The sequence below is a fragment of the Legionella sp. W05-934-2 genome (assembly GCF_964199965.1).
Classification (GTDB): domain Bacteria; phylum Pseudomonadota; class Gammaproteobacteria; order Legionellales; family Legionellaceae; genus JAFIFT01.
The window spans coordinates 256,579-281,656 of sequence record NZ_CAXMZT010000001.1; the positions used below are offsets into that span (position 1 = coordinate 256,579).

Consider the following 25,078-nt stretch of genomic DNA (forward strand, 5'->3'; position numbering starts at 1 on the left):
TCTTTTTAATGATTGAAAAGTGATTTTAAACCTTCGTCCGCTTTAAATCGATCACCATAAGTGCTTTCAAGGGACGTAAAGCGATCTCTGGTCTTATCATAACCTAGCGTTCTCACATAATTGATAGGTCCACCTCTAAAGGGCGCAAATCCTGTCCCAAAGATCATGCCACCATCGAGCAAATCAGCTGATTCAACAACACCTTCTCGTAAACAAGCCGCCGCTTCATTCACCATGCGCTTAATAAGTCGCTCAGCAATGCGTTGACGTTCCTTTTTGTCAGAAGCAACTTTTTGCTTAACAGGCTTCCCTTTTTTATAGAGGTAAAATCCATAACCTGTCTTGCGTCCTAAACGACCGTCGTCAACCATTTCTTTTAGTTTCGCAGGAACAGTGCCACCAAAATATTGCGTTAAGTTTTCAGCCACTGCTAAACAGACATCGAGGCCTACTGTATCGGCTAACTCAACGGGTCCCATAAACATACCGAATTCTTTTGCCGCCTTATCAATCGTTTCACCTGCGACCCCTTCTTCTAATAACTGCACACACTCCATGAGGTAAGGCATTAAAACACGATTAATTAAGAAGCCTGGACTCGATTTTACCGGCAATGGCAGACGTCCAATTTGGCCAACGAATGAATTGGCACTTTTAGCGACTGATTTTAGAGTTTGATCACTAACAACCACTTCAACCAATTCCATTTTAGCAACTGGATTGAAGAAATGGATTCCAACCAGTCGTTTCCCATTTTCCATGGCACTTGCAATATCATCCAATGGAATACTGGAGGTATTTGTTGCTAAGATCGCATCTTTTTTCGCTTTTTTCTCAATGTCTTTGAATAAATCTTGTTTAACCTTAAGATTTTCGAAGACGGCTTCAATGATCACATCCGCTTGCTGGATACCGTGACCTTCCACATCCGGAACAATTCTATCCATCGCCGCTTGTATTAGACGTGGTTGCTTTAATTTCTTTTCATAAAGCGTATAAGCTCGAGCGATGGCAGGTGCGATGCGGTCGGCTGATTGGTCTTGCAATGTGACTCGAAGGCCCTTTAAAGCACACCAAGCGGCAATATCTCCCCCCATCGTTCCTGCACCAATCACATGAACATGGCTTGCATGAAACTTTGAATCTTTTGCAAAACCTTTCATTTGTTCCCTGAGGAAAAAGGCACGAATCAAATTGCGAGCAGTGTTTCCTTCACTGACCAACTTTTTAATCGATTGAACCTCTTTCAAATAAGCCCTATCTCCTTGAGAACCTTCATTTTCCCATAAATTTATCATGGCGTAAGGTGCAGGATAGTGCTGTTTCTTAACTCGTTTACTTATTTGCGAACGCACCAACCGGCATAGTAACGAACGAATGCCAGCTTGGTTTGTTAACCGTTGTAAGAAACTTGGGCTATGCTTTTTCGGTTGATTTTTAATATAGTATATTGCTGCTCGCTTTAGTTGGCGCATGGGCACAACATCATCGACAAAGCCCAATTTTTTAGCCTTTTTAGCACGAATAGGCGCACCGGTAAGCATGACCTGAGAATACGCATTAAACCCACCAATTAAACGAGGCAAGCGAACGGTACCTCCCCAACCTGGGTGAATGCCTAGTAAGACTTCAGGCAGTCCAAGTTTGGTATCTTCACTATCAGTAGCAATCCGATAATCGCACGCCAACGCTAATTCAAGCCCGCCGCCCATACAAAACCCATCGATCATACAGACAGTAGGAATCGGCAACTTCTCAAGACGACTAAACACCGCTTGACCTTTACGCAGAAACTCGGACACGGCTTCCTCGTTTTCCATCGTGGTGAATGTCTTAACATCTGCACCAGCAATAAACCCCTTTTCTTTAGCAGATAGGAAAATTAAGCCTTCAACTTTCATGTCAGATACATCTTGAAGAATACTATTTAATTCATCTAAGACTTCATCATTGATGGTATTGACAGCCTCGCCTTTGCGGTCGAAGGCAAGTAACGCAATCGCGTCTTCTTTTTTTAATGAAAAATGTTTATAACTTGCCATTATCCTTTCACCTTATTTAACTGTTCAACATACATTGCACCACCTTGGCCACCCCCAATACAGATAGCAGCGATCCCATGCTTTTTCTTTCTCTGTTTCAATGCCTCAAGAAGATGTAAAACAATTCTTGCACCACTAGCCCCAATAGGATGACCAGCAGCAATTGCACCACCATCCACATTCAATTTATCAATTGGAGGAGCGCCTAACGCTTTATCCAATCCAAGGTGCTCTTTACAATATTTATCATTATCCCAAGCCTTTAAGCATCCAAGTACCTGAGCGGCAAACGCTTCGTTAATTTCCCATAAATCGAGATCTTTGGGTTTTAACTGATGCCTTTGCATGATTGGGGTTGCGGCATGGACAGGTCCTAATCCCATTTGGGCAGGATTTAGTGCAGCCCACTGAGAGTCTTTAATGCATCCAAGCACTGGCAATCGATATTTTTTAACGGCTTCTTCACTAGCCAATAGCAGTAATGCCGCACCATCGGTAATTTGTGAGCTATTCCCAGGTGTGACCATCCCATATTTTTTATCAAAGAATGGTTTTAATGTTGCGAGTTTTTCCACGCTTGAATCTGGGCGTATGCCATCATCCATAGCATAGGCTTTCCCTTTGCCGCTATAGATTGGCGTGACTTCATTCATTCGGTTTTTCTCAAAAGCTTCGGCTAAAAGATGGTGAGAACGAACTGAGAATTCATCCATTTCTTCGCGAGTAATACCGAATTTGTAGGCAAGGTTTTCAGCTGTTTGGCCCATGTTTAACCCGACTATGGGATCGGTTAATCCACGTAAAATAGCTATCACAGGGGCTAAATAGGAAGGTCGGAATTGACCGACAGTTTTCATTTTTTGCATGAATGTTTTTGCAGTCATCCAATGAGAGAGCCAAATAGCCATTCTTTGGCTATATAAAATAGGGGCCTGACTCATTGCATCCGTCCCACCGGCCAAGACAATTTCACTTCGGCCCGTGGCAATTTGTATCGCTGCGTTATCGAGTGCTTGCATTCCGGAAGCACAATTTCGCATAACCGTGAAAGCAGGCACTAAGTTTCCACACCCTAGCCTAAGCGCAATAACGCGAGCAATGTTTGCTTCATCAGGTCCAGGCATTGCCGAGCCAATTATCACTTCATCAATAATTTCAGGCTCAATAGACAGACGATTAAGTAATTGACGGCCAGCTTGTACAGCGAGATCAGAACCGCTAAAGGGCCCTACTCCTTTTGCTTTCAAAAATGGGGTCCGAGCACCATCGACAACATACACAGTGCGCCCCACAAGGTTTGATTGTTCGCTCATGTATCCTCCTGAAACGGAATGCAATTTTAGAAATACATACTGTAGCAGCTTAATAATAATTTTGTAACTGCTCAACAACATTCTTTCAAATAACTTCCTTCATTTTTCCTTCTCCCCAGACATGGGGAGAAGGTGCCCGTAGGGCGGATGAGGTGTTACCGAATCGAAGTTATAATTTTGATGGGTAACACATTGTATTTGAGATGCTATTGGTCAATTTATTTGTTATTAATGATAGGGAATATTCTTATTATTTGTTTCAAGGTAATCTTATTTATATTTGCCACAGCTTGAAGAATTAAGCCTTATTGAAATCAACCAAAAACATCCGGCCTTTATACAATAATTATAGATTGTAAATGATATTTTGCTCTTGCATTTTAATCAATATTCAAGCATCATGGTTTTTGATATGCCTCAAATTTGTTAACAAGGAATGGGATGTTGTTATGAAATCGTATCTAGAAAAAGGATTACCTCCGCTCACGAATGATGATATTCAAACAATGGGTACTGATTACTTTAATAAGTCGGTGCAAACCAACAGCAAAGAAAGCAAAACCACCTTGAGTATTGTCAAACTAATGATGGAATACAAAGACCCTGGCAATGTCCTTATCAAATGGTTACAGTTATTCACCTATTACCGAGGTTTACATAAGAATTCTCCATTAAAACAAGTGATAAAGAATAAAGTCGAGACTGATTTCGGCGATCCAGCTGCTGATGTTATTAGAACAATTACCTATGAACGAGGCATTCTTCAGACTTATCTGTTTTTTATTGGTAGTGAATATTTAAAGCTGTTTCCTGAGGAATCAAAAGGACCTTTTGGCTTTAAATTTGGCGGCCATACAAATCAACAGGCTGCAAAAAATCTAGTGGAAGCGTCCAGCAAATACTTAGGTCGTCAAAGCTGGATGAAACTCTATCTTATCTACCTAAGCCTACCAAACGATAAAGGGGGCATAGCAAGTAGCATCCGTAATTTATTCGAAGTCCACTTTAATGAACCGATGGAAGACACTGTTAAAGCACTAGAGCTAAATAAAGTGACTGAGAAGGATGTCGAAACGACTACTGAAATGCCGGACTCATTAAAATTACCTCAAGAAGCCGAAGAGCAATTATTGCGCCTTCAAGCAGAACAGTTATTCCGCAAACGCGATATCAATCTCAATGTGATCGAAGAAATTGGCATATTTTGGGTTAATCGGTCACCCTATTTACGCATTGTTGCAACGGGTGGTGCGACTGTGTGTGTGCCCGTTGCAGCAGGTTTATTTTTAACAGCCAATGTTTATGCCTTGATTGGTTTAGGCATTGCCATTGGTGGTGGGTTATTTGTGTTAGACCTAATTGGCCATACCGGGTTAAAAATTGAATCTGTTCCAGACAGCATTTTAGAGGTATTAAAGGGTAATCACATTGCTTTGAGCCTTTCTGCAAAAGAAGTAACCCGCGCAGCAAATGAAATGTCCTCTAAACTTGAATTTATGTCTGATGTGACTGACAAACAATTACAACAGCTGCAGGAATTAGGCAAAAAGAATATCGATTTAGGCAAACAGGTTGAATTACTTCAACAAGTATCTGAGGCTTTTATCAAAACACAAGGTGATCAAAAGAATCTCACTGAATTTTTATCTAATTTAACGAGTGGAACCAGTGAAAATGCCGCAAAGGTCTTACTTGTACGCTCCCAACTTGAAGAAGAAAATGTTCGCCTAAAAGGCACAGTCGATGACTTAAAACAACAACTCGACGTCCTAAAACAACATGATCAAGCACTCCTATTACACATGAAACATCTCGAAACAGTCATGAGCGAGTTTAAGGGATCAAAAAAAGAACTTGAAGAAATCACTCAGATTTATAAGAAAGTGTTATCTTCTGTTGGGGTACAACAGGTACCAAGCACTTCAAAATCCAAATATCTAGAGGCTGCAGAGGAGTTGTACGGGAGCAACAGCTATCCGCATAAACAAGCAGTAAAAGCTTAATTTTCGACTTTTTTAATCTAAGGGGCGAACGCCCCTTTTGTTATCGACTTTTTTATCAACTAACATAGGAATTATTCAAAGGAAGCCTGTTAATTCCCTATGATAAAATTGAAATCACTTCATCATCGCTTACTTGGTCAAAATACTGATACCAACACCCGACAGCACGAAAATCCGATGGCGTATGGACAACATACAGTTCATCCACGATGTTTTTAAAGTCGTTTAATTCATCCACAGGCATGACAGGAATAGCCACCACCACTCGCCTACTTCCTAGCTTTTTAACAGCAGCTATTGCCGCTTTCATGGTAGCACCTGTTGCGATTCCATCATCGACTAATATGATTGTTTTGTTTGTTAAATCAGGCCAGGGTTTGTTTTGTCGGTAATATTGATTTCGTCTTTCTAATTCGGCCTTCTCATTCATTAGCACTTGGTTAAATGAAGGTTGGCCTATAACATCGTCAAAGCAATAAGGGGAGTTCAGAATAATCACATCATTGACTGATATTGCTCCGAATGCAAACTCAGGATGATAGGGATGACCTAATTTTCGCACTAAGAGAATATCAAATGGTAAGTTCAAGACGGAGGCCATTGTTGCAGCTATGGGCACTCCGCCCCTTGGCAAGGCAAGAATAAGGGTGTTTTTTGCATTTACATAACGCTTAAGCATGTCAGCGAGTTGTAGCCCTGCGTCATGACGATCAACAAAATATGACATAGTAAAAACCTCTTAAGTAGTTTTCTGTATTCAAGTATAGCAAGGACCAAATACTCGAATAGCATTCATCCGGTATTAACAAAGAACATAGATATAAATGACAAGGCAATATAAAGACGTCATAATGAAACTAATTGAATTGAGGACATTGATATGTCAACTACTAAAATAGTTAATCAAACACTTATCTATTCTGGATATAATCGCTACGCGGCCTTTGATTTGAAGATTCCTAACCTTAAAAAAGAAAATCAGCCAATTCTCCTAAATAATCGGGAAATTTTAGAGACAAAAGATGTCGTGCATGTGTTAATTTATGCGAAAGAAATCGATAGCTTTGTTTTTTGCCAGCAATTTAGATGCGGTGCATTTATAGGCAATCAATCGGAAGATCCCTTTTTGATTGAGTGTATCGCTGGTGCCATCGAATCAGGTCTTTCCCCCGAGGAGACTGCGATAAAAGAGGTTAAAGAAGAATCAAACTTAACAGTCGACAACCTCCATTTTCTATTTTCAGGTTTTTCCTCCCCCGGCGTTATGACTGAGAAAGCTTATTTTTATTATGCTACTGTTGTTGAAACGCCGACGCCAACCATAGCCGGTATCGCATGCGAAAACGAACAAATATTAACCCATGTGATAAAGAGACAGGACGTCTATCAAATGATGGATAAAAATCAATTTGCCGATTGCAAAACCTTGCTAGCACTCAATTGGTATCGTTGTTTTGACAAAGATACAGTTTAGTCAATTTTGTTGAATATTACCGCAAAGGTAGGACTGCCTTTTGATCTTGGTAGGAAGCCTTGTTAACTTTTTCTGTGACTGGATAATAACTAAGCGAGATGTTCTGGCATTCATGTGTGATATGGGAGAATAATGAGGACTCGATAGGCCCTTCTTCTAACCATTCGTTCTCATCTTCTTGTGATAAAATCAAAGGCATTCGTTTATGGAGCGTTGAAATAGAAGAATTTGCACTGGTAGTTAAAACAGCACATGACATAATCCATTGATTCTCATTGTCATCATGCCAGCTATCATAAATGGCAGCCACGGAAAGGAGATTTTCCTGATTTGTTATAAAATAAGGTTTTTTTTGCCCATCCTCAACAACCCACTCAAAAAAACCTGACATGGGCACGATACAACGCCTTGATTTGAAGCTGCTGCGAAAGGCTGGCTTTTCTTCAACCGTTTCTGCACGCGCATTAATCATCTTACTGGCATGTCTTTTGTCTTTAGACCAATGAGGAATTAACCCCCAATACATATTTTTAAGGATGGTATGACCGTCTTGGTTGGTCACACAAAAAACTGTTTGGGTGGGTGCGATGTTAAAATGTGCAGACATGAAAGGTAAATTAGTTACTTGATATCGATTTTTTAACATCTGCTCATCCGCATATAAAGCAAAACGACCACACATAGTCAATACCTACACTCACAGTTATCATCAAATCATTAAACCTGACAACCTAGACCGATTGATACAACTAAGGTTGCTTTTTAGCATATCAATCAATCTATTTTAGGCCTATTTTAAGGATAGTTCATCTCAAGATAACATTATAAATTTAAATAACTAATATCATCCAAGTAATGCTTGACGTTAAAACTCAACGTCAGTATACTTCCTCGACATTGACGGAGAGATGGCCGAGTGGTCGAAGGCGCTCCCCTGCTAAGGGAGTATGGGTCAAAAGCCCATCGAGGGTTCGAATCCCTCTCTCTCCGCCATTTCAAAAGCGCCCGTAGCTCAGCTGGATAGAGCGTCTGGCTACGAACCAGGAGGTCAGGAGTTCGAATCTCTTCGGGCGCGCCAATCAAATGTAAAAACCACCAATGTTGCTCGCACAACCATAAGCCCCAAAAAAACTAAGTTTCCCGAAGAATTCGAACGAGTGAGTTCGACAAAATGCGCAGCGAAAAGCGCATAGCGCGGCGGAGCATTTTGGACGCGCTTTAGCGCGCTCCGAAGGAGTGAGAAAGGAGCGAAAGCGACGAACGAATCAATCTCTTCGGGCGCGCCATTTTTCCCCCATTAAAATCAAAGGCTTACGGGTCTATCCCATTTATGGAGGCACTCACTTAACAGCACAGCACTCTAACACGAGTCCTATAGTTTTCAAATTTCTAAAGCCATAGGCACGTGTGCTAGGTGCAATCTCAATTAATGCTGCGATTGGCAAGTTGAAAAGCTTATTACAGTGTGATTTCCAATAATATTGATGCAATGAGATAATCCCAACGCCTTTCTCATCTTTAGCAGCTGGTAATTCTCCCTGTAACTAGCTATGTGCGCAACTCTCATTGTAATAATCCTGAAATAGTTTCAGTTTTTGTTCCAAATCACGCTAATTCCTAAATAATAGACTATCTAAATATTCTCGCCTTATTGTTCCAATTAATCGCTCAACAAATTCCTTTGATAGTCGTACTAAAGAGTTTATTTATTTCATATAATCGTGGATGACTTTCCCATAAGGAAGCGTCAAATCCGATTGAATATGCACGGCATTGACCACCGATTTTACAGGCAAAGTAGCGACGGGTGCCAAAGCATGATGGAACAGCTCAAGATTGGCGGGTCCTGTCCAGGCACCTTTAATAGAAATGTCCTGTAAGTGATATTCCACCAGTTCACAAATACGGGTGCTGCCATCGACATGCGGTATAATTTTTAAGAGAAAGTTGGCGCTTAGCATTCCTTTTTTTATATTTTCCGGATCGGCTTCTTTATATTTATATCCCATTGTTCCGGTAGCGATCCGGCAGCTACCATAATTGAGTATGCCGAGCAATGTTTCTTTTTCAACAGATAATTTCGGCTGTGCCATTTTTTTAGGAAAGCCCCATATTTCACGACCGCCGGCAATGGGAGGATGATCGTCTAAATACATGGCATAGGTGTATCCGCCTATGGTGTTTCCAAACCGAACCGGAATGACCTGACCGGATTCGGTATAGTTACCAAAACCAGTAGAATCAGGCATGCGAATAAATTCAAACTTGACTAATGGCTCCGTCACTTCCAGCGGCGCTGGCACAACTTCCTTTAATCGATCCAGATCCGTTTCATAGGTAATAATCATGTATTCCCGATTGATAAACCGGTAGGGTCCCTGCGGATAGGAAGGGCTATGCAAGGGCATCGCAAATGCTTTTTGCGTCACATCCTGTTCTTTCATGTGTCTATTTCCTTATTCAAGTCCGGGTATTCCTTAGCAGTATCATAAAGCGCAATTCCTTCTGCCGGAGGGATCGGTTGATTCCATACGGATTTTTTTACCGCCTGCACAGCTTGCTCGTATCCATCCTTAATAAGCTTATCAATGCTGCGTTTTGAAAATTCATAATCTTTGGAGGAAAGATCTGTATCGCTCCCTTTATTAAGAAAACGCACCAATGCGATGTGATGATCCCTGCCGGAACGGATGCATTCTTTTATAATTGGCTCATTGCATTTTGTTTCAGGGATTAATTGACTCAGTTGATCGATTTGGTATCGTAGCTTATGAATAACCTTATACATTTCCAGAGTCTTGGTAAACCGGCTGGAAAACTCAATATCTTTTTTCCGCTTCAGAATATCATCCAGAGATTTTGGCTTGAGACCAAAGGAATCGAACAGATGAATCATAAAACAGAGTCGGATTTTGGCGTTCCTATCAGTTAAAACATAGTTAACCGGAGTATTACTGGATATACCGCCGTCCCAATATAATTTCCCATCCACTTCGACAGCCGGGAATCCCGGAGGCAACGCTCCACTGGCCATAATGTGTTCAGGTTTTATGGTGGTGGTTTTGGAATCGAAATAGGTAATTTCTCCGCTGGTGATTTCAACGGCTCCGAGACTTAAGCGGACCTTGCCTGAATTTAACCAATCGAAATCAATCAGCTTTTCAAGGGTTTGTCGCAGTGGGCTGGTATCGTAGTAACTCAATAATTTTGGATCGTCATGCCAACTCATATTCGGGGGCGGAAAGCGAAGGTGAAAAAAACCATCTTGTCCCTGAATGAGAGAAGATTGCGCTGACCAATAATTCAAACAGCGATTCCAAGCCACATCATCAGGCACTGGCAGGCTGTCCAAGGGATTTGAACGTGAAATCCCATACCAAAATTCAATCAGTTTCTCAATTCGGTTTTGTTTTTGATTACCTGCGCATATCGCCGCATTAATGGCTCCAATGGAGGTTCCAACAAACCAGTCTGGATCGTATTCGGCTTCGTGCAGCGCCTTTAACACACCAACCTGGTATGCCCCCAGTGCGCCACCGCCCTGCAGACTGCACGCAATGCTGTCAAATTTCGGAGCCAATAATTTTTTTTTGCCGCTCATAGATTACTCCATAAACCAGCCATGGCTGACCACGATAGACTGACCCGTCAGAGCATTGGAGGGGAAAGAGGCAAAAAACAATGCGGTGCGCGCCACATCATCGGTCGTGGTAAATTCCCCATCAACGGTATCTTTCAGCATCACATTTTTGATAACATCCTCTTCACTGATGCCTAACTCTTTGGCCTGTTCAGGAATTTGTTTATCCACCAGTGGGGTGCGTACAAAACCAGGACAAATCACATTTGCGCGAACGCCATGCGCTGCCCCTTCTTTTGCGACTACTTTACATAAACCAAGCAAGCCGTGCTTTGCAGTTACGTAGGGGGCTTTTAGTTTAGAGGCCTCCTTGGAGTGCACTGAACCCATATAGATAATGCTGCCTCCGCGGTCACTGTTGTACATGTGCTGCAGGCAAGCACGAGTGGTCAGGAACGCACCGTCCAAATGAATGGCTAACAGCCTTTTCCAAGCTGAAAATTCAAATTTATCCAGCGATTCTATCGTTTGTATCCCCGCGTTACTGACTAAAATATCAATGGCACCATACTGTTCTATAATTTTATTAACGCCGGTATTGACCTGTTCTTCATTGGTGACATCCATAGCGACGGCCATGGCTTGACCACCTATTTTTTTTATTTCGTCTGCAGCGGCCTGGGCCTGTTCAAGGTTGAGATCGGCAATTGCAACGCTGGCGCCTGCTTTTGCATATTCGAGAGCGATTTCCTTACCAATACCGCTGGCCGCTCCAGTAACAATTGCAATTTTATTATTGAGTAACATGATAAAATTCCCTTTTTTTTATTATGTATCTGCCAGTATAGCAGTGTATTTGGAAATTGGATCGCTGCGGTTTGAGTAATTTTTCTTTATAAAATAGCTCCTTTCTTGGCAAACAATACTATCATGTACAGATAAAATAGTTGGCTAAAAAAATTATACCGTACTTGGTGTCTTTAACCCTCTATTCACTAATTTATTACGAAAAGTTGGTCGGGGCATAGCCCTGATGGATCTTCACCTTTTTTTGAACAATCATAATGAAGCTCCCCAGGTCATCTGCCTAATACAATCAATCTCTAATATTATGGGTATTATCTTTTTTATAATCTGGCAACCAAGATAAAAGAAAGCTCCTGTGTTTTTATGCGGAAAGAACTGGACTAACAAGTTAAAACCACGTGATATTTATCATCGATGCATTTCCTGCGTCACTGCATACTGTGCAGTGACGCAGTAAAACATCGTTGATTTTACCCAGTAAAATCAACACATTTTGCCCTTTTGTTCAAAGGCGCTCAACGCGTTTGAACAAAAAATCAATGAATTGCTTATTTTTCTAAACAAATAATTCCAGGCCCATGCCCTGCGCTTGGCTAACGAGCTATTCGCATAAGACATCTCTCGTTAACTAGAAAAACCGTAGCTTTGCAATATCCACAATACTGTTATTTATTAGCTACCCATTGATTATATTTAATTTTTATTATCACATGGTCTAACAACAAATCAAATTCCATGCTAGGATACGATGCCTTCTATGCGCCTATAATTCGCTACAGCTAAACCTTTCGGCATTTACAGGTTAAGCCTTTGATATTTTAAAAATACAGTCGATGAGAAGACTTATCATTTGCTGTCTTTGTACCTATTCTAAAATAAAGGAGTATTTTTTAATGAACGTCGTACCGGGAAAAACGTTTTTACTTGGTCTTTTATGCGGCTTTACTATAGCTGTTCATGCTGGAGGGGATAATGATATTTTTGCTCAAATGCCAGGCTTCGGGGTGAGTATTGGTGGTCTTTACATACAACCTGGTGCTAACAATCTTGAATATGCCGTTTATACCACGCCGCTTCCCTTTCCGGCACCCAATTGGTACCAGAAGTCTGTGAAACCTGATTATACGGCTGCTTTTACGCTTGGACTGGAATATAATCTCGCAAGTAAAGTGGATCAGTACAAATTGGACTGGTTGCATTTTCAAAGCACTGATTCAGCAAACTTCGCTGCAACGCAACCAAATACTTCGGTTGGGCCTGCCTATTACTTTGGTCCAGCGCAGCAATTTTTGCTAAATACTAAAGCAAATAGTACGGTAAAATTCTATATCGATAACGTTAACTTTGTATTCGGTCATTTCATTAATCTAAATGACTATATTCAACTTGAGCTCCTCTTAGGCGCTAGTGCTGCTCATTTAAAAGAAGATATTGCGAACAATTATACTGGTAGCGATCCTGTCTTTGGCCCCTATACGCATCTAGTACACACAGATTCCATCCTTACAGGGTTTGGTCCACGCTTAGAAGTTGATGGTCGTTATTATGTGAATAATCACTTTGGTGTCAATGCTGGAATTGGAAGTAGTTTATTGGTAGGAAGCGTGTCTTCGAGTACCAATTTTACTTCATGGACCGCAAATACCACTGGACCCACCAACAGTACACCAGCCAACACAACTCTTTCTAACAAACGTCAGACAGCCGTTGTTCCTGAGGTAGATGGTAAAATAGGACTGTTTTACACAACAACTTTTAATCAAGGATCAACATTAACTTTCCAACTGGGTTATATGTTCCAAGACTATATAAATTCGATATATCAAGTGCTCCCCAGTTCTTTGGTGCCAGGTGCTTGGGAAGGAGGATCTGTTGCTATCATAAGTCAAACCCAGCGTCAAAGCGACCTTTCCATGAATGGTCCTTATATTAAATTAGTCTATAGGTGATGTGACTCAATGAACTTGGACAGCCAGTTAAGAGAATATACCTTTTAACTGGATACTCAAATGATAAAAAGAAAGAAATATACAAAAACCACCAATGTTGCTCGCACAACCATAAACCCCAAAAAAACTAAGTTTCCCGAAGAGTTCGAACGAGTGAGTTCGACAAAATGCGCAGCGAAAAGCGCATAGCGCGGCGGAGCATTTTGGACGCGTTTTAGCGCGATCCGAAGGAGTGAGAAAGGAGTGAAAGCGACGAACGAATCAATCTCTTCGGGCGCGCCACTTTCCCTTTAAAATCAAATAGTTAAAACACACGCTCAACCAAAAATCATCAAGGATCTCCCAAAAACTGAAGATCTCTCAGGGCCTTGGCCCAACATCAGATGAGGAATCCAATTATCTACATCGTTAATTAAGTTACTTTACAATAACTGATTTATTGCAGACCCATCGAAGGTGCATAAAAATTGTTGGGCCAAGGCCCAACCAACGCTTGCTTTATATATCAATGAGATGGCTCGAGGACCCCTTGTATTAGATATAGATGATTTCCATTGGATTTGAATATGGGGTACATATTGATTATAATGGCCAGCATATGCTCATTTGGGAAATAAATTGCTGGAGATAGAATGATTTTGTACTGTCGGTTGGTATTAGGTATTGTGTTGTTATTGTTTACGTTTACCTCCCAGGCCAGAAATATATGTCAACTTGTTAAACGCCATCCTGAATGGCATCGTGCAGCGAAAAAGACTGAAAAAAAATGGGGAGTTCCCGTCCATATCCAGTTTGCTATCATTGATATTGAATCAGATTTTAATGCGAAAACCACAACGCGCAATAGTAGCTCCAAAGGCTTTGCGCAAGCGCTAAATGAACCCTGGGGAGAATATTTAAAAGCCAATGGTAAAAACCATAATCGCTATGAATTTCACTCTTCCACCGATTTTATTGGCTGGTATGCAAGTCAAGCAAAGCAACAAGCGAATATTTCACCCAAAAATGCATACGAACTTTATCTAGCCTATCATGAAGGCATTCGGGGTTATCAAAAGATAAAAAAACGCCCAAAGCATTGGGTCCTCCGTTTAGCACGCCATGTATCCGCCCTTTCCGATGAATATAAGAAAAAGTTATCTTCTTGCTAAGTATGTAAGTTAGCATTTATCTCATTGAACTTGCACTGGGTCGTCAATTTATTATCGCTTGAAAAAAATGGTTCCTAAATCCGTTGTATTGTTTTATAGTAAGCGCATCTAGTCGACTTTTATACAGGACTCTTGTTGTATGTTTAATAAGTTTGAAACAAATAGCACTTGCAATCTCGATGATAATAATGACTCCTCCTATTGGATTTTCTATACACTGATTGCTTTCCTAATGATGGCTTATGCGCTTATGCGTTTTGCAGAACGCAGTAATCGTATTAATTATGAGCATCGAATCACACGAATTATTGCTGGTTTTATTCAATTAACGATGAGAGCATTTCATACAAACCAAGAGCCATTAGCTATTCCTAACAATAGCAAAGCACTTTTAACACTAGTCCCACACCGGACAGGATGGGAAGCAGTTGCGGTTGCTGCTCACATGGAAGGGAACGCTCCTCAGTTCTTAGCAACAGATGGCTTTAATAAAATTCCAGGGGTTAAAGGCTTTTTGAGTATGTTTAAAACAATTCCTGTTAAAGCAAATCCGACTAAAAAAACTGAAGATGACACGACAAACGTAAAGGGACAAATTGTCGCGACTAAGGAAACAGCAAACTCTGATGTCTTAGACTCTGCAGCAAAGGCTCTTGAAAATAATGGTTGCGTTGCCTTATTTCCACAAGGAAATTTCGCCTATATTGGTAAAGATGCACCGATGATCTACTCAGGCGCTGCAAAATTGGCTTTGCGAACTAAAACCCCTATTCATGTTATCCGTTTGGATGGCTTTTGGAGTCTTAATAACCCGTTTATTCCATTATTTGTGCGCAATAATATCTATTATCGTGCCTTTTTGTCAGGCCTACACATGAATAATGTCAAACCCATTGTTTGTCATGTCATTGATTTCCACCTCAAAGAGGACAAGGGAGGGTTTGAGAAAGAAGAAGATATTATTAATGAAATCAACGCCCAACTCTATGCTTTCGCACGCCATACCGAGGAACTTACTCCCAGAAAAATTAATAAGATCAAAGAAGAGATAGCCAATGGAGACCATCGAAAAATTTGGACTAACAAAGTTGATCAATACAAAACGGAGAAAACATTAAAAGGTCTCAAAGAAGAACAAGGCAAATTAGAAGAGCAAATTTCAAGCACCTATCAATTGAAATAGCGGTCGAGCCCCCCCTCATTAATAAACCGATAAAGGGAAATCGCCTAAACAAATTGCTGGGTTAGGAAGATTGGCGGCAATCTGCCAAAATCAGGAATAACTCAAACAACATTTTTTATATTTTTTTCCACTGCCACACGAGCAAGGATCATTTCTGCCAATTTTCGGTGAATGGTTCACAATTGTTTTAGCATTATGTGAGCAACCACAATCATGGCCATGTTCATGTTCATGTTCATGTTCATGATCAAGGTGGTTGTCTTGAACTTGGTTAAATGCAGTGTCTTGTTGTTTAGATAATTTTTTTGTCATGGTTAATCTTTTAGCAAGGTCTATTCGGGTAATGAAATATACCCGAGTTTAAATAAGATGGGAATCAATTTATGGAATTAATCTATGTGCGGGATTAAAAAAAGGCATAAATAATATACGCCAACTAAAGCAGTGTCCGTGCTAAGGATTTATATTTTAAGACTCCTCATAGGACACCTTCACTTCAGAAAGCGCTGAGATTCAATACGTTATAAAGCATAGATAGTTTAGTTAATAAAACCTTAATGTTTACATGGTAGCCTAAATGTTCATTTTATCTTCGTTCAAAGGCTATCAATGGGAGGTATCTATGCCAAAGGCCTTTACTTTATTTATGTAAAAAAGTCAACCTAAGTTTATATAAGGATACCTTAACCGTATATCCAAAGTCAGACAATCAATTAAACCCCCACAGCGAATTTGAGTTATTATTATTGATCATGTTTGCTCAAATGGACTGCCAAAGTATGCAAGTTAACCAGTTCTTTTTGCAATGTTCGAAAGAACTCGGTGTTTATCGATTTGTCCATCGTGAGGATACGGATCATGATCAATATCATCAAGATAGTTTTGATCCCGAGCAATCGCATTACCATGCACAGTTTAAGGAAGTTATTGGTAAAGCTAAATTAATAGATATTTTAAGTATATTAGAGAAACATAAACTTATTTCATCCGATGAACAAAGCGGTTTCTTGAAAGCATACGATGAGGCAAACACCCTCCCTTCTAAATCGACAAGCTCGCTATCAACAACCACAACGACAACCACTACAACAACTAGAACCACTACAACCACAAGCCTTACTAAAACTAGCAGCGTGACATTTGCAAACTTCAAACCAGGATTTCTTCTCAATTTATCATCATCCCAATCAGAAACCCACGGACAAGATGATAGTAGCCCTTCAAGTGCAAGAGGAATGTTATAACTGCATTTTAGGTGCTATTGAATGACGTGTAGCAATTTTAATCTGAGATTAAAGTTGCTATGCCTATCAATGAGCTAAGCTATACCAAGACCATTCACGAACACTCCGATTTATCTAACGTAACCTTATCCGTACTCTGTTCTTTTTTCACTCTATCAATCAGTAGCTCACATCGGCTTTGACACGATTCACATATGACCGGTCGCCTGCTATTTGCTGTTACTTGCTCAAGCTCTGTTTTTTGAACATTAAAATAGCATTTGCAATAGCCATCTTTAGAGAAAGCCATGTTTGGCATCATCAAACAAGCTAATAAAGAACATGTTAGTAAAAGACGATTCATTTAACATCCAAATGTTAATTAGGTTATAGTTAGTTTAGAACACCATTGGGTTATGTGTCTGCTCAAGGGCTTTGTTTTTTCGTATTCGTGTTTAACAGTGATATAGTTAGACATATGTATTTTATATCCACAAGGTAGAGATTCCATGCACAGAAAGCATTTGACGTCTTATTTAACCCGATTAAAGCAAACAATTATTTTAAAGGCGCAACAAGAATCAAGTACAAAGCATAGTCCCAGTGAGGAAAAATTCATTGAAAAAATCCTCAATGCGGATAATTTTGAAGACATGAAGCGTATGGTGGGTGCCTTTACGAAAAGACACACTACTAAAAACCCCGACTTGGCCTTATTAACACAGATTATTTCAGAATCGGATGATGAGCACCAAGCACTCAAAAGTTTGAACAAAGCCTGGACAAAATCAAAAGTATCCAACAATAGCTTGCTATCTTCATCGATACCCGAAAATTCAGTTAATCAATACCAAACGCTTCTAGCACTAGACCATGACCATCTATTTTCAATTATCGACAGATTTTTTCTAGAAGCGGTATATTTACGGCTTGATAAAAGGGAATTGTTGTGTGACAAAGGCACAAGCACTCCACTGAAAGATCCGGAGCAATTTCTTTGCCAATTTCTTAAGAGTGTGACCAATTTAGAAAAAGCGATTCTCAAAAACAAACCCTACCGCTATTTAGCCAGTGATATGCTCCATCTGATTGATAGCATGCAAGTTATGTTGCGATATATAGAGACCCATCCCGATAAATGGTCGATTGAAGATACCGCAATTGCATTGATGGGAAAAAAAGGCATCAATTTAAAAGAATTCATGCGAGAAAATTTGGAAGGTAGAAAAACGCTTTTAAGCGATCATGATAGTAAACTCTTCGTTGAGTATACTGAGCTATGCAGGAAATTATACTCAGGGGTGTATGATGGCCAATCTCGTCAATCATATAAAGACAATCCAACATTGAAGGAAGCATACAAGCAGTATTTAAGGACTGCCTCAAACTATTTTGGCACCCATGATTACCATCCCCCAACGAATAAAGAAAGTGATTTGAATACATTAGGAGAAGCTATCAAAGATTATTATTTTGGCCCTTCCAAGGAAATGTTAGATCAACCCATTGAGCGAGGAGGGATCACCTATAAATAACAGCAAATAGTCAACCTATACTGTTAGTAAAATACGAGAGTATCTTTATTAACGATCGCATATCCTCACTCTACAAATTGTGAAAAGTATGGAATAATAACTAGCTTATTATTTTGCGGATATAATCCTATGACAATCACAATCTATCATAATCCCAGGTGTAGCAAATCTCGGCAAACGCTCCAATTGATCCAGGATAAAGGGATTGAGCCAAACGTGATAGAGTATTTACAATGTCCACCCAATGTTGAGGAATTACACAGGATCATCGCTTTATTGGGTGTTAGTCCAAGAAACATCATCCGCAAAAATGAGGAAGACTATCAAACAAGTGGTGCCAAAGACCTCAGCCTTAACGATGATCAATTAATTAAATTAATGGTGAAATTCCCAAAACTGATTGAACGGCCTATCGTTCTAGCAAACGGAAAGGCGATAATTGGAAGACCCCCTGAAAATGTTTTAACGATTATTTAATTGCCCCGATTCAAGCCCCAGAGCCATAAAGCATCCATTTTCAAATACACAAAAAAAGTTGCCCTCGTTGTGACCTATCCCCCTCAAACAATCCTTTAATCCACGTGCATTGTCCAAAAGGACAATAGACAAGTCCATTCCTAACATCGATAATTGTGGCTAAATTTGTTTCAATGCATTTGTAAATTTACATATATTTTGATTGAAAAATTGGGCATCAGTGCTTTTCAATATAATTTTAAAAAAGGAACTCATTTCATCTTAGGTATACTAATTGATAACTTATATCCCTTGATGAAGAATGGTCACTCCTAAAGCACCATGAACAATTGTTTTTGTTCATACCCAATCAATTCACATACTGCAACGTATGAATATTCAATCAATACAGAATAGTTCGCAATGGCTTGCGATCTTTTAGTTTCAGCATAATAGCAATGATGAAATAACGCCTTGCTTTACGTTGACAAAGGGCTAAGGAAAGAGTTGTTAAATTCCGAGGTGGCGATTGTCACACGTAATACAGAAAAGGGTTTGTTTTATGAGCGGTCTTTTTGCTATTAGAACTTATACGGATGAAGAGTGTGTTGAGAATCAATATTTAAATACCCACAAAGCGTCTTTTCGAACTGAACTTCAAATTGATAATAAAGAAACCTATTTTCAAGGAAAAAAAGCGCTTTTATTTATCAGTGTGGGCCAGGCGTATCATGAAGAAGGGAAATTTCTTTCAACCATTGAATTAGTTAATAAATACCAATTCAAATCCTGTGACATTGTCATGGCTGACACATTACAAAGGCATAACTTTAAAGGGGCCATGGGTAATTATCAGGCCTATGAATATACCAAGAATGCAGGTGATATCTGGCTAAAAAGAAATCAGATGGCCTTAGAGCAACTGAAACATCAACATCAAATCATTCGCTGGGACGAATTGTTATTTCATAAAGACTATACCAATTATCGAAAACTGATTGATGAAGAAATTGCTAGAAATGAGGATTATCGGGAAGCCCTTTCCAGCAACGCCAGAATTTATATCGAGCGCCTACAAAATATCAACCCTAATGTCGCAGAAGAAGAACTCTTTGCTAATGGTTTGGAGTATCTTGTCGAAGAAATGCCAATTGTCATGCCCATGTGGGCTGATATGGGCTATGAGATCATTATTTATCCCAAGCCGCAAACATTAGGCATGAAAAAAACCTATGAAATTTTTGTGCAAGATAAGCATCCAGAAAAGTGTCAGTGGGTATTTATGCGATTTAAAAAATGTAAGCCATCGTCGATTCATCAAACAACCGATGCGTTTGAAGCAGTTCATGTCTTAAGTTAAGTTCATTTATTTGAGAAGGTAAAGATGTCTAGTTTGTTTTTAGAAAAAAGTGAGCGTGAAGAATTAATCAATCGTCTTAACGATCTCTTGTGTTATATGAAGGAAAATTTCAGCTCATATGACGCATACTTTCATGAAATAGATGGATTGAAATTAGAAACTCTCGACGATCTTTGCCACTTTCCAATCATCGACAAGAAAGAACCATTAGCGTTACAGTTAGCTAGCGAAGTGTTAGACAAAAATCCAATTGCTTATTTTGAAACCAGTGGCACATCCGGCAACCCTTTTCCAGTGATACCGGATATGAGTGCTAAGCGTAGTCAAGAGTTTGCGCATTTTATTAGTGAATGGTTAGATTTAAAAAACAATGCCATTACAAGGGCAGCAATCGCACTCCCTTTTGAAATGAATCCTATCGGTTTAAAGTATTATTTAGCATTGAACCAACTGAATATCATGTCAATCCCCGTGGGCGTTAGAACGCATTTGTGTCCGCCGAGGAAGGTGTTAGATATTTTTGAACGATTAAGACCTGAACTTTTAATTGCTCGCCCCATGGAAACCTTGCGCTATGCGGAAGCCATGCAAGCCCAAGGCCTTGATCCAAAACAATCGTCCATAAAAAAAATCATCTTAACGGGTGAAATTATCTCAAAATCAAAGTTTAAACGAATCGAGCGAATTTACGGCGGAGCCGATGTTTACAGTGTCTATGGGTTAACTGAGCTTGATAGTGGTGGTTTGGTTTCTTGTCGTAACCATCAGTATCATCTGCCATCGGTACCTTATATTGCCATAGAGTTATTAAAAGATGACTTTAAAACGCCGGTATTAGGTGATGGGGAAATCGGTAATATTATATTCACCAACACCCACAAAAATTACATGCCCCTTTTCCGATATAAAACCGGCGATTATGGCGTGTTACATACCCAATGCGAGTGTGGACAATTTAAAACCCCTGTTATCAATTTATTAGGGCGAAGCAGCGATAAAATTGATTATCAAGGTCAATCAGTTTTTCCTATTCAAATTGAGGATATTTTATTTGAATTTGATGATTTTGCTTCCGACTACCAACTCGTTAAAAAAAACGATGAGTTGGTGTTAATGTTAGAGTTAATGAGTAATCAGCCTAACAACGAAGAAATCAATTTACTGGCATTGAAACTACGGAATGCCATCTTTAACAAACTAAACATTAACATTGAGCATATTCATATTTATTCACCTGGAAGGCTATTAAACAAATTAGGGATTGCTAAAAGTAAAGCAGGTACGTTGTATCAACTCGATAGTCACGCGGTCTCAAAAGAAGACCTTTTGCAGTTAGTACAACTCAATTTTGCCTGCCATGATGCATTATAAATTAAGGTAAAGAAGGTTAGTTCATGATTAATTGGGAAAAATACAGAGCGCTATTTCCGGTAGCTAATGACAAAGTTTATTTTATGACCGCTGGGGGCGGCGCCATGCCGACACCCGTTTATGAAGCGATTACAGATCGATACAAAGCTGTTATGCATCGTGGCGGTGATGCTTTTGGTGAAAATATTGGCATCATGGAATCTTGCCGCGAACAAATAGCGAAGTTAATTAATGCTGACAAAGAAAGTATCGCTTTTATTCCCAATGTGTCATTTGGGATGAATGTGTTAGCTCATTCGTTACCTTCTCAAGAATTTGTTATGATTCCTGAAAACGAATTTCCATCCTCCGTGGTTCCCTGGGAAAATATTGGCGCTAACATTGAATTTGTGTCAATAAATGGTGATTTACAAGCGAATCTGAATGAAATGCTTGCAACTTCGGTTCACGAAAATTTCACCCTGATAACCAGCAGTATTAGTTTTGCCAATGGATATCAATTAGATTTGGATGAACTAGCCTCTCACAAAAAATCAGGCAACTTAATTGTTAACCACACACAAGGTATTGGTGTGTTTCCGGTTGATGTGAAAAAGCAAAAAATCGACGCGCTTGTTTGCGCTTGTTATAAATGGATGTGTTGTGGTGAAGGCATATCATTTATGTACATTAGCCCTGAGTTCTTTAAAAAGTTAACGCCAGCCATCGTCGGTTGGCGAAGTATCCAATCATCCATGAGTTTTAATAACCAACGCAATTATTTCCAAGATGCCCGTGTATTTGAATTGGGTTGGGATAATATGACCTCGTTTGCTGGTTGTGAAAAAGCATTGGAGTTAATCAATGAAATTGGTATTCAAAACATCGCCGAACGTGTTAAATCGTTATCAAAATATCTATTAGACGCCTTAGCTGAACATGAAATTCCTCATTTAACCGTTAATGATAGTCATCATATATCGGGTAATGTTCTCATAGGCCCATTCGACGATCCGAATGCTGTAATGACGGCATTGCAGAAAGAAAATATATGGGTAAATGCCCGAGGGAATGGGATACGGGTTTCGCTGCATTTTTATAATAATTTTGAAGATATTTCTTGTTTAATCAACGCATTAAAAAAAATAGGCTACTAAACTAGAATTAATTCAACCAGACAATGTTCAAGAGGTAATATCAAATGAGTCAATTTAAGCATCAAATTCCAGTCATTGATGTCTCCGATCTACAAAAAGCGCAGAAGATTGAAGATTTACGCCCATTGGCAAAACGATTTTTTGAAGTCTATTCAAAAATTGGTTTTGCCTATATCATCAATCATGGCATTTCCCCTCATTTATTCGAGGATATTTTCGAACAATCGCGTTTATTTCACCATTTACCTGAACAAGAAAAAATGAAAATTGTTCAAAACGAATTTTTTCGTGGGTATATGCCTTTAGCGTCTTCTAAACTTAATGTCTCCACATTAGGAAAGGCAGCAAAGCCAAATCAAAGTGCTTCCTTTATCTTGATGCATGAAGTCGATAAATCGGACCCCGATTATATTAAAGGAATTAATATGGCTGGTCCAAATCAATGGCCATCGGACGATCTTCTACCTAACTTCAAACCAACGCTATTACATTATCGGGAAGAACTAACGATCTTATTGAAAAATTTAATTCGTTTGTTCGCTATTTCATTAGGTCAGGACTTCTATGCATTTGATCCTTACTTCTACAAGCCAACGAATTATTTAAGATTACAATATTATTCACCCCAACCTGATGTTATTCCCGAAGATCAATTCGGAATTGCCCCACACACAGACTATGGGTTTTTAACGCTGTTAACTCAAGACAACGTTGGCGGATTACAAGTTCTTACGCAAGAAAACCAATGGATTGATGTGCCTCCATTAGAAGGAGGAATCATTGTAAACACGGGTGATATGCTTAGACTTGTTAGCAATAATACAATTATCTCCACACCTCATCGTGTTATCAATACGTCTGGACGCGAACGATATTCTATTCCCTTTTTCTTTGAGCCAAATATGCACTCAATGATGGCCCCATTATCAATTCCATCCGATCAATGCATTGCCAGCCAATTCAAACCGATAGAATATGCGGATTATATTATGGAGCGAATTCAAGGAAATTATCAAATTGGTGCTAAAAAAGAAGAAAACTTACTAGCATAAATGCATGAATAGTGGATCGTTACGTTAATTAAATCTTAAGAGATAAAGCTAAAATGGAAACTATTTTACACCAAACTAAGGTGAGAGACTTCTTGCCATTATATGCCGTCATCCTTCTTGGATTTCTTGGTTATGCATTAACCATTACGCTATTTATCCCGATGCTGCTTGATAAGAACTATATGTTGTTGCCGGCTGATGCATCGACATCAATGAGGGCAATTTTTTCAGGTTTGCTATTAGCAATGTACCCATTAGGTCAATTTTTTGGTTCACCAGTGATTGGAACATTCTCCGATTATTATGGACGCAAGAGAGTTTTATTGGTGACTCTCATGATCTGTTCCCTGGGATTTTTAGGAATGGCGCTTAGTATTGATTATCATAATATTGGACTATTATTGCTGTTTTCATTTTTAACCGGGTTATGTGAGTCTAATATGGCTATTTCTCAATCGGTCATTGCAGACAGGTCCCATGATCCTATTATTAAAACAAAATTGATTGGCTATGGCTATTCTGCCTGTAGTTTAGGTTATATCTTAGGCCCTTTACTTGGAGGAAATGTTCTAAGCTATAGTGCTCCGTTTTTCATAGTAGCCAGTATCGTGCCCCTGTTAGTGTTATGGATTTATTTGAACTTTGATGAACAATATTCACCTTCATCAACAATAAAAATTAATTTATCACAATCATTAACCTCCATAAAATCCATCTTTTATCATAAAAAGTTAACCAAGATCTATTTTATCAATTTTTCAATATTTTTCGCTGTTCAAGGTTTATATCGGGTTATCCCACTTTATGTCCAGGATAAATGGAGTCCATCATTACAAACCTACTCAATGTTGATTTCATTTGTTTCATGTATGTGCTTTCTTGCCAATCTCATTATTTTACAAAGGTTGGCCAAAAGGTATTCAACACAACACCTTCTTAGTGGCCTATTAGTCAGTGGCGGTTTATTCGTATTAATCGTTTTAATTCCAAGCGGTTTCAACTGGATATGGTTTACCTATGGTCTTGCTGTGATACCAACTGTCATGGCATTACCAACATGCACAACTTGGCTATCTCAACAAGTTAAATCAAATGAGCAAGGTCAAGTCCTTGGAAATAATCAAGCATTATTAGTGTTGGGCGAAGCTTCATCAGCAGCCATCGGTGGACTAATCGCAGCCATTATGGTTCCTTTACCTGTTGTGCTTCTCGCTCTGATATTAATTGTGACAGGACTGTTTAATTTATATGGTTCAAACTTGTCTTTTAACACCGGCGACTAAAAAACCAACAATAGACGCATTGATATATCCATTACCATTTAGCATGCCTATGACTCACTGCGCTTAGATTGAGACCATCAGCACCATGTGTTTCTTTCATCACATTGGGCATAGTTTGCTCTTTCAATTATTACTATAATCGAACTTGTTATTAAAAAAT

General features: G+C 39.4%; 22 protein-coding genes and 2 tRNA genes. 15 read left to right on the forward strand and 9 right to left on the reverse strand.

The features are described from left to right. Window positions 1-5: 5 nt before the first annotated feature. Both AB3348_RS01200 and AB3348_RS01205 read right to left on the reverse strand, forming a co-directional pair. Window positions 6-2,042, reverse strand: a complete 2,037-nt coding sequence (locus tag AB3348_RS01200; protein ID WP_367605712.1) for a 3-hydroxyacyl-CoA dehydrogenase NAD-binding domain-containing protein — start codon at window positions 2,040-2,042, stop codon at window positions 6-8. Beyond that, window positions 2,042-3,355, reverse strand: coding sequence for an acetyl-CoA C-acetyltransferase (locus AB3348_RS01205; protein WP_367605713.1), 1,314 nt, complete (start codon window positions 3,353-3,355; stop codon window positions 2,042-2,044). The genes AB3348_RS01200 and AB3348_RS01205 overlap by 1 nt, the downstream gene beginning before the upstream one ends. 449 nt (window positions 3,356-3,804) lie before the next feature. On the opposite strand from AB3348_RS01205, the gene AB3348_RS01210 reads away from it, so the two are divergent. Next, a complete protein-coding gene (locus tag AB3348_RS01210) occupies window positions 3,805-5,358 on the forward strand; it encodes a hypothetical protein (protein WP_367605714.1) in 1,554 nt (517 codons plus the stop codon). A gap of 97 nt (window positions 5,359-5,455) precedes the next feature. Here the strand turns inward: AB3348_RS01210 and AB3348_RS01215 are convergent, their stop codons facing one another. After that, a complete protein-coding gene (locus tag AB3348_RS01215) occupies window positions 5,456-6,085 on the reverse strand; it encodes a phosphoribosyltransferase (protein ID WP_367605715.1) in 630 nt (209 codons plus the stop codon). Window positions 6,086-6,238: 153 nt separating this feature from the next. On the opposite strand from AB3348_RS01215, the gene AB3348_RS01220 reads away from it, so the two are divergent. Next, window positions 6,239-6,832, forward strand: a complete 594-nt coding sequence (locus AB3348_RS01220) for an NUDIX domain-containing protein (protein ID WP_367605716.1) — start codon at window positions 6,239-6,241, stop codon at window positions 6,830-6,832. A gap of 16 nt (window positions 6,833-6,848) precedes the next feature. Here AB3348_RS01220 and AB3348_RS01225 read toward each other — a convergent pair whose 3' ends face one another. Further along, a complete protein-coding gene (locus AB3348_RS01225) occupies window positions 6,849-7,514 on the reverse strand; it encodes an SOS response-associated peptidase (RefSeq protein ID WP_367605717.1) in 666 nt (221 codons plus the stop codon). Between the two features lie 220 nt (window positions 7,515-7,734). Here AB3348_RS01225 and AB3348_RS01230 point away from each other — a divergent pair. Beyond that, a tRNA-Ser gene (locus tag AB3348_RS01230) sits at window positions 7,735-7,825 on the forward strand. Window positions 7,826-7,833: 8 nt separating this feature from the next. Then, window positions 7,834-7,910, forward strand: a tRNA-Arg gene (locus tag AB3348_RS01235). A gap of 628 nt (window positions 7,911-8,538) precedes the next feature. Here the strand turns inward: AB3348_RS01235 and AB3348_RS01240 are convergent. From AB3348_RS01240 to AB3348_RS01250, 3 genes are read right to left on the reverse strand one after another with little or no spacing between them, the layout of a single operon-like run. Continuing rightward, window positions 8,539-9,276, reverse strand: a complete 738-nt coding sequence (locus AB3348_RS01240) for an acetoacetate decarboxylase (protein ID WP_367605718.1) — start codon at window positions 9,274-9,276, stop codon at window positions 8,539-8,541. Then, on the reverse strand, window positions 9,273-10,433 hold the full coding sequence (locus AB3348_RS01245; protein ID WP_367605719.1) for a patatin-like phospholipase family protein: 1,161 nt from the start codon (window positions 10,431-10,433) through the stop codon (window positions 9,273-9,275). Before AB3348_RS01245 ends, AB3348_RS01240 begins: the two co-directional genes overlap by 4 nt. A 3-nt stretch (window positions 10,434-10,436) precedes the next feature. Next, window positions 10,437-11,219, reverse strand: a complete 783-nt coding sequence (locus AB3348_RS01250; RefSeq protein WP_367605720.1) for a 3-hydroxybutyrate dehydrogenase — start codon at window positions 11,217-11,219, stop codon at window positions 10,437-10,439. Window positions 11,220-12,112: 893 nt separating this feature from the next. On the opposite strand from AB3348_RS01250, the gene AB3348_RS01255 reads away from it, so the two are divergent. The 3 genes from AB3348_RS01255 to AB3348_RS01265 all read left to right on the forward strand — a co-directional run bounded on the left by AB3348_RS01255 (window position 12,113) and on the right by AB3348_RS01265 (window position 15,502). Beyond that, window positions 12,113-13,168 carry an Lpg1974 family pore-forming outer membrane protein gene (locus AB3348_RS01255; protein ID WP_367605721.1) on the forward strand — a complete coding sequence of 352 codons (1,056 nt, stop codon included), beginning with the start codon at window positions 12,113-12,115 and terminating at the stop codon, window positions 13,166-13,168. 632 nt (window positions 13,169-13,800) lie between these two features. After that, entirely contained in the window at window positions 13,801-14,319 is a 519-nt protein-coding gene (locus AB3348_RS01260; protein ID WP_367605722.1) for a transglycosylase SLT domain-containing protein, read from the forward strand. A gap of 139 nt (window positions 14,320-14,458) precedes the next feature. Next, the gene (locus AB3348_RS01265) at window positions 14,459-15,502 is read left to right on the forward strand and encodes a lysophospholipid acyltransferase family protein (RefSeq protein ID WP_367605723.1); all 1,044 of its coding nucleotides are present in this window, start codon (window positions 14,459-14,461) and stop codon (window positions 15,500-15,502) included. 90 nt (window positions 15,503-15,592) lie between these two features. Here AB3348_RS01265 and AB3348_RS01270 read toward each other — a convergent pair whose 3' ends face one another. After that, window positions 15,593-15,814, reverse strand: coding sequence for an SEC-C metal-binding domain-containing protein (locus AB3348_RS01270; protein WP_367605724.1), 222 nt, complete (start codon window positions 15,812-15,814; stop codon window positions 15,593-15,595). A 467-nt stretch (window positions 15,815-16,281) separates the two neighbouring features. Between AB3348_RS01270 and AB3348_RS01275 the strand changes: the two genes are divergently transcribed. After that, window positions 16,282-16,746 carry a hypothetical protein gene (locus tag AB3348_RS01275; protein ID WP_367605725.1) on the forward strand — a complete coding sequence of 155 codons (465 nt, stop codon included), beginning with the start codon at window positions 16,282-16,284 and terminating at the stop codon, window positions 16,744-16,746. Window positions 16,747-16,840: 94 nt separating this feature from the next. On the opposite strand, the gene AB3348_RS01280 is transcribed toward AB3348_RS01275, so the two are convergent. Then, on the reverse strand, window positions 16,841-17,089 hold the full coding sequence (locus tag AB3348_RS01280) for a hypothetical protein (protein ID WP_367605726.1): 249 nt from the start codon (window positions 17,087-17,089) through the stop codon (window positions 16,841-16,843). A gap of 145 nt (window positions 17,090-17,234) precedes the next feature. Here AB3348_RS01280 and AB3348_RS01285 point away from each other — a divergent pair, with 145 nt between their 5' ends. The 7 genes from AB3348_RS01285 to AB3348_RS01315 all read left to right on the forward strand — a co-directional run bounded on the left by AB3348_RS01285 (window position 17,235) and on the right by AB3348_RS01315 (window position 24,918). Beyond that, the gene (locus tag AB3348_RS01285) at window positions 17,235-18,260 is read left to right on the forward strand and encodes a hypothetical protein (RefSeq protein WP_367605727.1); all 1,026 of its coding nucleotides are present in this window, start codon (window positions 17,235-17,237) and stop codon (window positions 18,258-18,260) included. Between the two features lie 129 nt (window positions 18,261-18,389). Beyond that, on the forward strand, window positions 18,390-18,737 hold the full coding sequence (gene arsC / locus AB3348_RS01290) for an arsenate reductase (glutaredoxin) (RefSeq protein WP_367605728.1): 348 nt from the start codon (window positions 18,390-18,392) through the stop codon (window positions 18,735-18,737). 541 nt (window positions 18,738-19,278) lie between these two features. After that, complete coding sequence (locus AB3348_RS01295; protein ID WP_367605729.1) at window positions 19,279-20,076, forward strand: tRNA-dependent cyclodipeptide synthase; 798 nt, start codon at window positions 19,279-19,281, stop codon at window positions 20,074-20,076. A 24-nt stretch (window positions 20,077-20,100) separates the two neighbouring features. Then, window positions 20,101-21,447 carry a phenylacetate--CoA ligase family protein gene (locus AB3348_RS01300; protein WP_367605730.1) on the forward strand — a complete coding sequence of 449 codons (1,347 nt, stop codon included), beginning with the start codon at window positions 20,101-20,103 and terminating at the stop codon, window positions 21,445-21,447. A gap of 23 nt (window positions 21,448-21,470) precedes the next feature. Further along, window positions 21,471-22,583, forward strand: coding sequence for an aminotransferase class V-fold PLP-dependent enzyme (locus tag AB3348_RS01305; protein ID WP_367605731.1), 1,113 nt, complete (start codon window positions 21,471-21,473; stop codon window positions 22,581-22,583). 44 nt (window positions 22,584-22,627) lie between these two features. Next, complete coding sequence (locus tag AB3348_RS01310; protein ID WP_367605732.1) at window positions 22,628-23,635, forward strand: isopenicillin N synthase family dioxygenase; 1,008 nt, start codon at window positions 22,628-22,630, stop codon at window positions 23,633-23,635. A 53-nt stretch (window positions 23,636-23,688) separates the two neighbouring features. Continuing rightward, complete coding sequence (locus tag AB3348_RS01315; protein ID WP_367605733.1) at window positions 23,689-24,918, forward strand: MFS transporter; 1,230 nt, start codon at window positions 23,689-23,691, stop codon at window positions 24,916-24,918. The last annotated feature ends 160 nt before the right edge of the window (window positions 24,919-25,078 follow it).

Coding starts and splice junctions, on each gene's coding strand:
- AB3348_RS01200 (WP_367605712.1), bottom strand. CDS start 2,042: ATGGCAAGTTATAAACATTTTTCATTAAAAAAAGAAGACGCGATTGCG.
- AB3348_RS01205 (WP_367605713.1), bottom strand. CDS start 3,355: ATGAGCGAACAATCAAACCTTGTGGGGCGCACTGTGTATGTTGTCGAT.
- AB3348_RS01210 (WP_367605714.1), top strand. CDS start 3,805: ATGAAATCGTATCTAGAAAAAGGATTACCTCCGCTCACGAATGATGAT.
- AB3348_RS01215 (WP_367605715.1), bottom strand. CDS start 6,085: ATGTCATATTTTGTTGATCGTCATGACGCAGGGCTACAACTCGCTGAC.
- AB3348_RS01220 (WP_367605716.1), top strand. CDS start 6,239: ATGTCAACTACTAAAATAGTTAATCAAACACTTATCTATTCTGGATAT.
- AB3348_RS01225 (WP_367605717.1), bottom strand. CDS start 7,514: ATGTGTGGTCGTTTTGCTTTATATGCGGATGAGCAGATGTTAAAAAAT.
- AB3348_RS01240 (WP_367605718.1), bottom strand. CDS start 9,276: ATGAAAGAACAGGATGTGACGCAAAAAGCATTTGCGATGCCCTTGCAT.
- AB3348_RS01245 (WP_367605719.1), bottom strand. CDS start 10,433: ATGAGCGGCAAAAAAAAATTATTGGCTCCGAAATTTGACAGCATTGCG.
- AB3348_RS01250 (WP_367605720.1), bottom strand. CDS start 11,219: ATGTTACTCAATAATAAAATTGCAATTGTTACTGGAGCGGCCAGCGGT.
- AB3348_RS01255 (WP_367605721.1), top strand. CDS start 12,113: ATGAACGTCGTACCGGGAAAAACGTTTTTACTTGGTCTTTTATGCGGC.
- AB3348_RS01260 (WP_367605722.1), top strand. CDS start 13,801: ATGATTTTGTACTGTCGGTTGGTATTAGGTATTGTGTTGTTATTGTTT.
- AB3348_RS01265 (WP_367605723.1), top strand. CDS start 14,459: ATGTTTAATAAGTTTGAAACAAATAGCACTTGCAATCTCGATGATAAT.
- AB3348_RS01270 (WP_367605724.1), bottom strand. CDS start 15,814: ATGACAAAAAAATTATCTAAACAACAAGACACTGCATTTAACCAAGTT.
- AB3348_RS01275 (WP_367605725.1), top strand. CDS start 16,282: ATGCAAGTTAACCAGTTCTTTTTGCAATGTTCGAAAGAACTCGGTGTT.
- AB3348_RS01280 (WP_367605726.1), bottom strand. CDS start 17,089: ATGAATCGTCTTTTACTAACATGTTCTTTATTAGCTTGTTTGATGATG.
- AB3348_RS01285 (WP_367605727.1), top strand. CDS start 17,235: ATGCACAGAAAGCATTTGACGTCTTATTTAACCCGATTAAAGCAAACA.
- arsC (WP_367605728.1), top strand. CDS start 18,390: ATGACAATCACAATCTATCATAATCCCAGGTGTAGCAAATCTCGGCAA.
- AB3348_RS01295 (WP_367605729.1), top strand. CDS start 19,279: ATGAGCGGTCTTTTTGCTATTAGAACTTATACGGATGAAGAGTGTGTT.
- AB3348_RS01300 (WP_367605730.1), top strand. CDS start 20,101: ATGTCTAGTTTGTTTTTAGAAAAAAGTGAGCGTGAAGAATTAATCAAT.
- AB3348_RS01305 (WP_367605731.1), top strand. CDS start 21,471: ATGATTAATTGGGAAAAATACAGAGCGCTATTTCCGGTAGCTAATGAC.
- AB3348_RS01310 (WP_367605732.1), top strand. CDS start 22,628: ATGAGTCAATTTAAGCATCAAATTCCAGTCATTGATGTCTCCGATCTA.
- AB3348_RS01315 (WP_367605733.1), top strand. CDS start 23,689: ATGGAAACTATTTTACACCAAACTAAGGTGAGAGACTTCTTGCCATTA.